This is a genomic window from Planktothrix pseudagardhii, assembly GCF_904830925.1.
Classification (GTDB): Bacteria; Cyanobacteriota; Cyanobacteriia; order Cyanobacteriales; family Microcoleaceae; genus Planktothrix; species Planktothrix tepida.
Window position 1 is genome coordinate 6589399 of the sequence record NZ_LR882967.1, and the last position, 12346, is coordinate 6601744.

Sequence of the window (12346 nt, forward strand, 5' to 3'; positions counted from 1 at the left end):
AAATCCTGTAAACTGGGTTTTTTTGTATTTTATTCCCTATTTAGAAAAATTAGACAATCGGAAAATATCTGTCAAGATTTCCCGTTCCGATACAATTCGCTTAGAATTGGGGGAATCATAAACTACTAATAAACCGGGCTGTCCTAAACTATTAAACAGTTCTAAACCTTCGGCGTGATCACTATCAAGACAAAATGGCAGATCAAATAAAAACTCTAACGCTTCGGAATTAAAATAAGAGATCGTATTACTGGATTGAGCTAAAGCATTTTTCCAGCGATAGACTTTCATAATTCCATCTAAATCCATCGTTGGCCCTGCTAAAATAATTAAATCTTCACCCTGTACACATAACTCTCGAATTCCTAACCCTTTTAATTCTAAAAAGTGCTTACGATAGGGTTTGCCATTTTCCCCAATGTTCTTGAGGATTAAAACTCCGGGTTCTTTCTCTTCAACTTCTAATTCTAAAATAATGGCAAATCCTCTTAAAACAGGCCCTCGTAAACCTAGGAAAATTTTATTTTCATAAACAGCCAATCCTTCAATATCTAACCCATTTTCTTTAGACGGGAGAGGGGTTGATATAAATAGACCTAAATGTTCATCTGTTTTTAAAGCTTCGATCAGTTGATTTCCGTCTGGAGAAGTTTCAAGCACAGCGGCTCTGAACTCTTGATTGTTCGGTTCAGCAGTTGAAAACGATGGCAATAATTGTCCATTTTTAACCGGAATTCGAGCTAAAAGATAACGATTTTTTTCCGCTTTGATTTCGGTTAAACGTTTGATATCTGAATTTACATCTTTTCCCTTGGGCTTTTTGCGTTTCAGACTATGGGAACCCACCAACCAAAGATAGGAATCAAAATAATCTAAGCCTTCAATATCAATTTCTTCTTCTGGATTATTTAAAGGAATAAAATTGCTTAATTCAAAATGTTGATGATGACCATAAACATGAGATTCAATGGGAGAAAGTCGCTCAAGACCTGTTCCTTCATCGGCTCCTAACCATAAACTTCCATCGGGTGTTAAGGCAACGGCTGATAAATTCGTTAATAATACATCATCGGGAGCATCAAAACGGACAAGAAGACGACTGAGTAAAAAACCTTCTGACATCGCTTTACCCTTGAATTAACTTGATTAATCTCTAGTTTACTCAACGGAAGGAATCATGGCTAGAGTTTAGCTTCTCTGTGAAGCAAGATGTAAGTTATTCCTTTGGCTAGATGAGTTGTTTAACAGGCAATTGTTAAGATTAAAGTGTTAAATCAAAGCCTTAATAAAAAAGGACTTACGGGAGGAAAAATCATGGGTATTTTAGCTTGGATACTTTTAGGATTAATTGCAGGTGCTATTGCTAAAGCTATTTATCCTGGACATCAAGGCGGCGGTATTTTTGCCACCATTGGTTTAGGAATTTTAGGAGCTTTACTCGGTGGTTATTTAGGTCAAGTCTTCTTTGGAAGTGGGGGGGCTGCTGCTGCTTCAGCCGGAGCTTTAACCATTCCTAGTATTTTCTTTGCTGTATTAGGTGCTATCATCTTAATTTTCCTGTGGGGATTAATTACTCGGAGAACAGTTGCTTAAATGAAGCCTGTAAACTTCAAGCGTTGGAGTTCCATTAGTCTTTTCACAGTTAACAGCATCAAAGATCAAAGGAGTAGGATAACCCTACTCTATTTTTTTGAGAGGAGGGAACAAGGAATAGGGAAGAGAAATAAAAATACTTGACCGATTTATTGAAACCCTTTGCTTTTTTTAGTAGCCGTTTTACTTTTTGATTTAGATTTCTGAATTTGAGTTAAAGCTTCCTTAAATAAATCATCTAAATGGCGAGGAACACTGGCAATTTCCGGTAAATCAGGTTCAGAACGTTTATCATATTGTAATAAAATTTTATCTAAATCTTGTTCTAAGGAAAAATCCGGCTGGTCTAAAATCTGTTTTAAGATTTGTTCTAGGCCTAGAGAAGCTTCCTGTTTTAACTGTTGCCAAACATAATAGTTAAATTGAGGTTCTTTCAAATATTTTCGCACTTTAGTTTCTAACTGAGGAGTATTTTCAGGTGTAGGAACTTTTAAAAGCTCGATAAAAGCAGTATAGTTCGGTAAAAATAGTTGTCCCCAGCGAGGATGGGAAAATACGGTTACTTCTTCCGCTTTTTTAATCTCATCGGGTAACTCAACTTTAGGCATAACCATTAAGGTTTTAGACTCCAAAACTTTAGCAATTTCTTGCTCAGTTGCACCCGATTCTAGGGCGGCTGTTTTTAGGTCTTCAGCATCATTTCCTGCTTCTTCTGCTAATTCGCGTAACGATTTCGATTGATCAATTCCGGCTGCTGCTAACCGTTTTTGATTAAATTGTTCATAAAGTTCGTTCAGTTTTTTATTCAGTTGATAGCCGGATAAACTAATGCTATCTTGACCAAAAAAATTAATAAATTCATGATGATATTCAGCCACTGACTCCCAAGACTCTTCTAAGAGTTCCGGTGCATCACTATATAAAAATTCTTTGTAATTTTTCTTAAACTCACCAATCACAACGGCTAATTTAGGTTTACCCAATTTTCCTTTTAAAATTCCCGACCCTAAAAATATCCACTGATTTTCATTTAAAGGCGCAATTCGAGCTAAAATAATTTCACCCGGTTTTAAACGGCTGAGTTCAGGATCACCAGATACTTGATCCCAAACCACTGGATAACATTTAGCTGTTAACCAGTTCATTAACTTAAATTGTTCTCCGACACAATCTAAGACTTCAAATAAGCCGAGAAAACTCTTAGACCAACCGCTTAATAAGACTCGTTCTTCGGGAGTTAATTGAGGATGTTCGGCTAAAAAAATTTCTAAAGGGGTTTGTTGACCCACTTTCCCCTGCAAAACAAAGGTATCAATCATTAAATTTTGAGCTTTAATATCATGACGTTCTCGACCGGAGTGTTGAGCCGCATAAGTTTCTAAAGCGATCGCTAATTCTCCTTCTGCATCGTAGACAAAATCAACGATTTCTTCTTTTAATTTTTGAGCGTGTTGTAAGGAACGATTCATATAGCAATCCTATTTAAGTTGTATCCAAAATCTTGGTTCAAAAGGGAACAGGGAACAGGGAACAAAGATAATACTTCTGGCTGTTTCATGTCAGTTATAAATGATTACAACCTCCGTCTCGAAGGCGCGGATTGCTATAGCAATTTTAGGGGGATGTTGATTAGTCCTGTTCAGGGTGAGGAAATCTCACCCCTACTTTTGCTCACACGATTGTTAATCCCAACGGATAAGTCTCGTCCTTACACCTGTCACCTGTAAGATCATAATTCCTATCTTAAATCTAAACAATGAGATTGAGATGAAAACTTGAGTAGAATTTTATTATAAACTTTATTTCTTAATTTTAAGTCTTTCCCTAGGTAGATGATATTTCATTTTTTTTTATTAAACTTACGAATTTATTTTGTTTCATCCTTGGGGTAGATGATTTATCAACTGTTTTTCCTACACACTCAAGATTGTAGCTGAAGAGCTTAATGGGAGGGGTTGCTAAAACAACTTTCAGCCTAATATTTTGTTTAATAAAAATCATGAATCAACAAGGAAGCCATTATGGTTAAAACTTTAGAGCTAATCCATCTAACAACTGGATTGATTGCTCAATTTTCTACGAATAATACTAATGTCGATACCGTTGAAGAAGCTGCTTTAGTATTTAGTGGCCCTCAATTTTTTACGGCTTTAATCTCCGGGGTCGTCTTAGCTTTCGGTATCCAACTTTTATTAACAAACTTGGGAGTGGCTGCTGGAATTTCAAACCTAGGCAATTCTTCCAGTTCTGATTCCGATGATCATAAATCTTCCTCCCTAGGAGGAACGCTCAAAAAAGTAGGAAAAACCCTAGGAATTGCCACGGTTATTACTGTTACCTTGGCTTTATTTGTAGCGTCTTTATTAGCCGTTAAACTGAGTCTATTAACGTCGCCAACCTTGGGAGCAATTGTGGGTTTAGTCATTTGGGCTACCTATTTTTCCCTCTTAGTTTGGATGAGTTCGAGTACCGTTGGTTCGATGATTGGTTCTGTTTTTCAAACCACTTCATCGGGGATTCAAAGCTTATTTGGAATGGCAAGCGCAGCCTTTACAGGAGCAGCCGCCAGTAAACAAGTTGTCGCCACCGCCGAAGCCGCAGCCAGTGCCGTGCGTCGGGAACTAACGGCTGGAATTGATCCGATTACGATGCGTGAACAAGTCGAAGAATATTTAGAAAAATTACGTCCCCCGCAATTAAATCTTCCCGAAATTCGTCGAGAGTTTGAAACTATTCTCAATGATCCGAATTTAAAAGAAATGGGAGGTCAAGCTTCTTTACCGAATTTTAATCGTCAAACTTTTATTGATTTAGCCAAAAGTCGCACGGATTTATCCCGTCGGGATGTGGAACGAATTGCCGATCAATTAGAAAGTGTTTGGCGTCAAACCGTTGGCAAAATGCCTCAACGTCAAGATATGATGGGGGAGTTCGTTAATTATCTTAAAACGGCGACTTCTCAGCAATTATTAGGAACAGATTTAAACAAAAAAATAGATGACTTAATTGCTCAACAAAAACAAAACAATCCCAATCAACCTGCAACTATTATGTCCCAAGGCTTAACGATGAGCCTGAATAGTTTAATTGGACTGGTACTCGGACGCAGTGATCTCTCGGATTTCGATGTTGAAAAAATTCTGAATCAGTTAAATCGTCTCAAAGGTCAAGTGGGTGAACAAACCCAGAAAATTGCTCATCAATTGACGGCTAAGGAGTCTTATAGCCCCATTAAAGCCGATGTTGAAAACTATCTCCTGAATACTTATTTTTGGGACATGAAACCCGAACAAGTTGAACAGGATTTTCGAGATGTGATTTATGATCCCAATGCCGATCCTGAATTAACAGCAGAACAATTACATCAATTAAAACGCGCTGATTTTGTAAATTTATTAAGGCAACGGGGCGTTTTTACCCAAGCTAGAATTCAAGAGTTAGCGAATTTATTGGAAACAATTCGTGTAGAGGTTTTACGAGTTACCGAAGAAGCGATTGAGCAGGAAATGCAATTAACAGTTTTAGGAGATGTGGAACATTATATTATCACCACCCCTGCTAATGAATTAACCTCTGAAAAAATTCTCTTGAATTTGAAACCCTTGTTGGAAGATAACCATGTCAGTTTTGAGCAGTTAAGTCAACGTTTAGCTCCTTTAACACAACGTTGGTTTGAACTTGTCCTACAAAAACGTGGGGATTTATCCTCCGACGATGTTTTAATTGTGGCGGCGAATTTAGATAGAGCAAAAGCATCTGTTTTGGAAGAATCAGAACATCGTCAAGCTCAAATTAAAGCTAATGTAACTCAACAATGGTTGCAAGTAAAATCTTATCTCAGGGATACCGGAAAAGCCGAATTAAACCCCGATGGGATTGAAACAAACTTGAGAACTTTATTTGAGCATCCTAAAGTCGGAATGGCAGCAATTCGGGAGCGTGTTTCTCAATTTGATCGAGATACTTTAGTGCAGTTACTCACCACTCGAAATGATTTAAGTGAAGCGGACGTTGAGCGAATTTTAGATCAAATTGAATCAACTTGGTTGCAAGTTCGTTATACCCCAGAACGCTTAATCGGAAAAGCTCAACAACAGTATGATCAAGCGATGAATTCGATTGCTGATTATCTCCGAAATACAGGAAAAGAGGAATTAAATCCCGAAGGCATTCAACGAGATCTCAATTTATTATTAGAAGATCCTAAGCTGGGACTTCGAGCGATTCGCCGACGGCTTTCTAAAGTTGATCGAGATACATTAGTTCAGTTATTAAACCAACGTAATGATTTAAGCGAGGAACAAATTAATCAAACCATTGATAGTACCTTATCGACGTTACAAGGTATTGCTAAAACTCCCCAACGGTTAGCTCGAAGAACTCAACATAAAGTTCAGGATTTCCAAAGTGCTTTAGCCAATTATTTGCGCTCAACGGATCGAGAGGAATTAAATCCGGCGGGAATTCAACGAGATTTAAAATTACTCCTTCATGATCCACGGGTAGGTGTGGAAAGTTTACGAGAACGGTTATCTCATTTTGATCGGGAAACCTTAGTGGCTTTGCTGGTTCAACGAGAGGATATGACAGAAGCAGAAGCCAATCGAATTGCTGATCAAATTTTCCAAGTCCGGGAACAATTGTTGGAGCAAATTAGAAGTATTCAACAGCGAATTCAATCGGTTATAGATGGAATTTTAGATCGAATTCGTAACTATTTGAATAGTTTAGAACGACCGGAATTAAATTATGAGGGAATTCGGGATGATATTCGCACCTTATTTGATGATCCACAAGCGGGTTTTGAGGCATTACGGAGTCGTCTTTCCCAATTTGATCGTAATACGTTAGTCGCAATTCTCAGTTCACGCGAAGATATTTCCGAAGCGGATGCGAATCGAATTATTGATCAAATTGAACGGAGTCGTAACCGGGTTTTGCAACGGGCTGAACGTCTACAAATGGATGCTCAAATGCGTGTGGAACAAGTCAAACGAGAAGCCCAACATCAACTCGAAGAAACCCGAAAAGCCGCAGCCGCAGCCGCCTGGTGGTTATTTTTTACTGCTAGTCTTTCTGCGATCGCAGCCGCAGGTGCAGGGGCGTTAGCGGTTATTCGTTAACAGGCAAAATTCAAGATCATGTCTAGTAAATTGACCTAAATCTATTAAAAAAGCAATACTTTTTGATTGAATGAATTGAACTAGACATGATTTCTCATTAAACATTAAGGACTTAAAAACATGGCTAATTTAATTGAATTTTCTTTGTTTGCTCCTTATAATAAAGAAGCAGCACTAATCGGGAGTTTTTCTGACTGGAAAGATATTTCGATGGAAAAGGGTAAAGATGGTTATTTTCGGACGCAAGTAGAGTTAGAAGATGGAACGTATCAATATAAATTTCGAGTTCGTTCCAAAAGTTGGTTTGTAGAACCCGATGAATGGGTCGAAATTGTAGATCCCTACGCTACAGACATTGATGATCCGACTCAAAATGGCATTATTCGGATTAAAGAAGGGGAAAAAATTATTGATACTTATGTTTGGAAACATGATGACAAACCCTTACCCCCCGACCATGAATTAGTTATTTATGAAATGCACATTGGAGATTTTTCCGGGGGAGAAGATGACCCTTATGCACGGGGTAAATATCAGCACGTTATCGAAAAGTTAGATTATTTGTGTGATTTAGGGGTAAATGCCATTGAATTAATGCCTGTTAAAGAATATCCAGGCGATCATAGTTGGGGATATAATCCTCGTTATTTCTTTGCTACGGAGTCCAGTTATGGCACAACGGAACAATTAAAACATCTGATTGATGAATGTCATGGGCGAGGAATTCGAGTGTTAATGGATGGGGTTTATAACCATTCCGAATCTTCCTGTCCTTTAACTCAAATTGATCATGATTATTGGTATCATCATGATCCAAAAGATGCTGAATTTAACTGGGGGCCGGAATTTAATTATGAATTCTATGACGAAAATTTAGACACCTATCCGGCTCGAAAATTTATTGGGGATACGGTGAGATTTTGGATTCGAGAATATCATACTGATGGCATTCGTTATGATGCAGCCCGACAAATTGGTAACTATGATTTTATGGGTTGGATAGTCCAGGAAGCCAAACACGAAGCTGGGGTAAAACCCTTTTACAATGTTGCTGAATATGTGCCAGAAAGCCCCAGTATTACCAATGCTGATGGGCCGATGGATGGCTGTTGGCATGATAGTTTTTATCATATTCTAACGGATCATTTATGTGGAGATACCTTTGATTTAGAACAACTCAAAGACATTTTAGATGGCAAACGTCAAGGCTTTATGGGAGCTACAAATATGGTTAATTATTTGGGCAACCATGATCAAAATCGGTTAATGGTGGAGTTAGGAAATCGAGAGATTTTTGACGAAGATGCCTTTAAACGAGTGAAATTAGGAGTAGCATTATTGATGACAGCCGTAGGCATTCCTTTGATTTGGATGGGGGAAGAATTTGGAGAATATAAACCCAAAACTATTGATTCGGCAAAAATTGATTGGACATTATTAGGACATGAGAGTAATCAAGGTTTATTTCAATATTACAAAGGCTTAATTTTTTTACGAAAATCGAATCATGCTTTGTATACTGAAAATATTGATTTTTTCCATGAAGATGCAGAGGCTAAAGTTTTTGCTTATACCCGATGGAATGATCAAGGATCTCGTGTTGTAGTTGTGGTTAATTTCTCTGATCAATATTTAGCAGGTTATCAAGTTCCCCATTTCCCTGCAAATGGCACTTGGCATGAGTGGACAAATAATTATGATATCGAGTCGGGGGATGACAACATTCTCATCGATTTACCCGAATATGAGGCGAAGGTTTTTGTCTGGAAAGAATAAATAATAAGGGCTATTTCTGGACTGTTGAAATAGGAGATGGGAGAAAATAACGTTCCCGTCTTCTATCTCTTTAGACATAAATTTTGATGAAAATAGAGAATTTATTTCGGATGAAAGAGTGTAGTTTAATTGAAGTGAAATACATTGATAAACATAAGAGTAGAGGTTTAGTTATGCAAACTGATAAACATCATTTTACTCCGGCTGAAATTCCAGCACAGAAACTGGACTATCCAGCTTCTCAAGAGGATATGATCCCCCAGCCTCAAACCGATTTATCTGAGTATAAACCCGCAGGTAAATTGCAAGGAAAAGTCGCTTTAATTACCGGAGGTGATTCGGGAATTGGTCGAGCTATTGCGATCGCTTATGCTATGGAAGGGGCTGATGTGGCAATTATTTATCACCACAATGAACAGGATGCAGAAGTCACCTGCCAAGAAGTACAAAAACAGGGTAGAAAATGTTTACAAATCAAAGCAGATGTGCGCGATTTTGCCTCCTGTGAACAAGCGGTACAAGAAACGGTTCAAAAGTTAGGAAAACTGAATATTTTAGTGAATAATGCGGCTTATCAAATGGCTCAGAGTAACCTTGAAGATCTGAGTTTAGAACAGTTTCGTGAAACGATGGAAACTAATGTTTTTGGATATTTCTATATGGTGAAAGCATCATTAAATCATCTCAAAGAAGCAGACACTATTATTAATACAGGCAGTATTTCAGGACAAATTGGTCGAGATATTCTGGTAGATTATGCAACCAGTAAGGGCGCAGTACACGCTTTTACGAAGTCTTTAGCAGCCAATTTAAGCAGTCGTAATATTCGAGTTAATGCTGTTGTTCCGGGTGCGGTCTGGACTCCAAGTATTCCCGCTAGTTTACCCATTGAAGAAGTGAGTGAATTTGATAAGACAAGCCTGATGCGACGTGCGGCTCAACCGGAAGAAATCGCTCCCGCTTATGTGTTTTTAGCGTCTTCTGATAGTAGTTTTATGACCGGAAGTTTAGTAGAAGTTACGGGAGGAAAATTAACTCATCGATAGCTAATTTCTAGTTTAAAACAGAAGGATACAAATTTTATAAGGATGGGTTTATTGAAATTGATTAAAAATCAACCCAATTTCGTTAAACCCGTCCTCTCTAAATCCTAAAACCTTTTTAATGCTTACTATTCCCTGTTCCCTACCACTATCATTAAAATTTATCCTGTAAAATGATAAGACTTCCGGTGTAACACGCCACCCAAATTTGATGGGTTTGGGGATCAAAAGTAATTCCAATGGGGTTTAAATCTACGGTAATATTGTCGATAAGTTCCATTGTTTCAGTGCGAACTTTACTCACCGTATTAGAATAGTAATTGACAATATATAAATACTGATTATCGGGCGATAATACCATACTGCGAGGTGCACTTCCGGTAAAGATTTTGCTAATTATTTCTCCAGTTTTTGTCTCAATTTTAGCAACATGATCATCCCCATTTAGGGTGACATAGAGATATTTTCCTGTACTATCTAACACTAAATGGCGGGGATATAACCCTACATCATATATCCAATTCACGGTATAATTTTCTAAATTAACAACGGCGATATCTGATGTTCCCATCACCGCAATATAAGCAATTTTTGAGCTTGGATCAATCGCAATTCCACGGGGAAATTGACCTAAAGGAATTCGTTTAATTTCTTGGTTAGATTGGCTATCAATAATACTTAAATCTCCCGAACACCAATTACTAACTAAAACCCAACGATTATTCGGAGAAACCGCAACATATTTAGGGACAGAACCCACTTTAATTACAGTTTTAATCTCTAAAGCTTCAGTATTAATTTTATAAATAAAACTCGGATCAAATTGATCGGAAGGTTCACAGGTATCATAGCCAGGATTGGTAAATTCCGAACCAAACATCTCATAATTACTAACATAAGCTGATTTTCCATCGGGGGAAAACGCTGCTTCTACCGGAGAACCTTTATATTGATTATCTTTAAAATTGGGATAGCCATAATCCCTTAATTTGACTTCATCCTTAATTTTTTTAATTAAATTAAACTCCCGATCATAAACATTAATCGAATGTTCATACATCATATTCTGGACAAAAAATAACCCATTTCCTGAATAAGCAACAGATTTGGGTGCTAAATCTCCTTTAATTCTTTTCTGAAGTTTCAATTCAGGATGGAGACGTTCATCTCTAGGGTTTAAATTTTCAACTTTATGATCTAAATAACGAGAAGATAAACTTTTGTTTTTTACCGTATTTATTAATAGAGAATTTGTGTTTTCATCTACTTTTCCATTTGCTTCAATTCCTTGATCTTTTTGAAAGGTTTTAACGGCGTTTTCCGTTGCTTGATCATAATTTTCAGTAATCTTTCCTGACCAATATCCGGCTGCTTTTAAACGCTGTTGTAGATGACTGACTTCTGTTCCTTGACTTCCTTTTTTTAATAAAAAATCCGTTGAACTTGCTTGATTAAACGTAATCAGAGATAAAGTTAATAGCAGTAAAGAACCCGTTGCTAAAGCAAACTGATGATTTTTTTTCCCAGTTTGTTGAGAAACTGTGTGATGTAGAAGTTGTTCCTGATTTGAGAAAATTCTCCCCTCCACAGGTTGCTTTTGAACAGTATCCTGTTCTGAACTGATTCTTTTCGTCATGTTTCCTCACACCTAATGATCGAGATTTCGTCAGGAAATTTCCCCACTTCATCTTGTATCCCCTTTTTGGGGTCAGTTCAACAGTTTAACATTTCCTGACAATTTAGGTGAAGGGTAATATTTAAAAGTTTAAGATATTCCTAAAATATCAGAAGGTGGGCGCGATCGATGACACCCTATACTGTATCATTCAAATCGTTTAAATAAAATCTCCACTATCTAAATTCGTAGCTACAATTTTTTGTAAAATTACGAGATAGTTTCCACTAGACTTGAGTTGGATGACCGTATCTTGATTCCATTCATTTGTTCCTTGAGTAACCTTTAATTGTTCAAAAGTTAAACCAGACGGTAATTCAATTTTATCTTCCGTTGGTTTAAAATCAGTAATAATATCCACAAAATTGAGATTATCATTGCTGCTATCTTCGTCAATAACAAAAACATCATTTCCCGAAAAACCGGTTAAACTATCAATCCCTTTACCTCCATCTAAGCGATCATTTCCAAAGTCTCCCAACAGTTGATCATTCCCTTCTTCTCCTTCTAAACGGTCATCTCCTGACCCCCCAAATAGAATATCATCTCCAATTCCTCCAAAGATAAAATCATTTCCTTCACCCCCCAATAAAACATCATTTCCTTCGTCTCCAAATAAAATATCAATATTTTTTTGGCCTAAAATAACATCATTCCCCTCTTTTCCCGCTAAGTCATCATTTCCGCCTCGTCCATAGATAACATCATCTAAGGGTGAACCTTGCACTTGATCATCTCTACCACTGACTCCCACAGAATCGGGTTCTATTAAATTCAGAATATCCCCAATATTATCGTTATCATGAATAACAATTTCATTCCCTGTTGATAATCCTTGATAACGACTATCAGCACTGATGGCTTCATGGGTTATAATTCCTGTATGCTCACCTTCATTTAAGGTATCATCGATGGAATTAATCGTAACAAGTTGAGGAATATTCCAATTTTTAGGCGTAAAAAATAAGATAGATTGATCTGGGTTTACTTGTCCATTTGAAGAGAGATTAACTTCGACATTATCGGTAGGTTCACTGGCTAACACAACTTTATAATTAGCTGAACCAAGCCTTTCCCAAAGTTCAGTCTTTCTTAAAGGTTGAAGAATCTTAATTCCCGGTATATCTGGAGGTAAA

The 12346-nt window shown here is 37.3% G+C and carries 8 protein-coding genes; 4 read left to right on the forward strand and 4 right to left on the reverse strand.

Features of this window, described 5'->3' with window-relative positions:
• Positions 1-36: 36 nt before the first annotated feature.
• A complete protein-coding gene (locus tag NMK36_RS28405; protein ID WP_072717429.1) occupies positions 37-1122 on the reverse strand; it encodes a DUF3616 domain-containing protein in 1086 nt (361 codons plus the stop codon).
• Between the two features lie 192 nt (positions 1123-1314).
• On the opposite strand from NMK36_RS28405, the gene NMK36_RS28410 reads away from it, so the two are divergent.
• Positions 1315-1593 carry a GlsB/YeaQ/YmgE family stress response membrane protein gene (locus NMK36_RS28410; protein ID WP_072718633.1) on the forward strand — a complete coding sequence of 93 codons (279 nt, stop codon included), beginning with the start codon at positions 1315-1317 and terminating at the stop codon, positions 1591-1593.
• Positions 1594-1742: 149 nt separating this feature from the next.
• Here the strand turns inward: NMK36_RS28410 and NMK36_RS28415 are convergent, their stop codons facing one another.
• Positions 1743-3062 (reverse strand): hypothetical protein, encoded by a 1320-nt coding sequence (locus NMK36_RS28415; RefSeq protein WP_072717428.1) that lies wholly within the window; start codon positions 3060-3062, stop codon positions 1743-1745.
• A gap of 552 nt (positions 3063-3614) precedes the next feature.
• Here NMK36_RS28415 and NMK36_RS28420 point away from each other — a divergent pair.
• The 3 genes from NMK36_RS28420 to NMK36_RS28430 all read left to right on the forward strand — a co-directional run bounded on the left by NMK36_RS28420 (position 3615) and on the right by NMK36_RS28430 (position 9538).
• Positions 3615-6716 carry an MFS transporter gene (locus tag NMK36_RS28420; RefSeq protein ID WP_254175147.1) on the forward strand — a complete coding sequence of 1034 codons (3102 nt, stop codon included), beginning with the start codon at positions 3615-3617 and terminating at the stop codon, positions 6714-6716.
• Positions 6717-6836: 120 nt separating this feature from the next.
• The gene (locus tag NMK36_RS28425) at positions 6837-8492 is read left to right on the forward strand and encodes an alpha-amylase family glycosyl hydrolase (protein ID WP_254175148.1); all 1656 of its coding nucleotides are present in this window, start codon (positions 6837-6839) and stop codon (positions 8490-8492) included.
• A 173-nt stretch (positions 8493-8665) separates the two neighbouring features.
• Positions 8666-9538 carry an SDR family oxidoreductase gene (locus NMK36_RS28430; RefSeq protein WP_072718632.1) on the forward strand — a complete coding sequence of 291 codons (873 nt, stop codon included), beginning with the start codon at positions 8666-8668 and terminating at the stop codon, positions 9536-9538.
• A gap of 151 nt (positions 9539-9689) precedes the next feature.
• On the opposite strand, the gene NMK36_RS28435 is transcribed toward NMK36_RS28430, so the two are convergent.
• A complete protein-coding gene (locus tag NMK36_RS28435) occupies positions 9690-11171 on the reverse strand; it encodes a peptidoglycan-binding protein (RefSeq protein WP_254175149.1) in 1482 nt (493 codons plus the stop codon).
• A 199-nt stretch (positions 11172-11370) separates the two neighbouring features.
• Positions 11371-12346 (reverse strand): calcium-binding protein (locus NMK36_RS28440; RefSeq protein ID WP_302184682.1); only part of this gene is annotated, 976 nt, incomplete at its 5' end.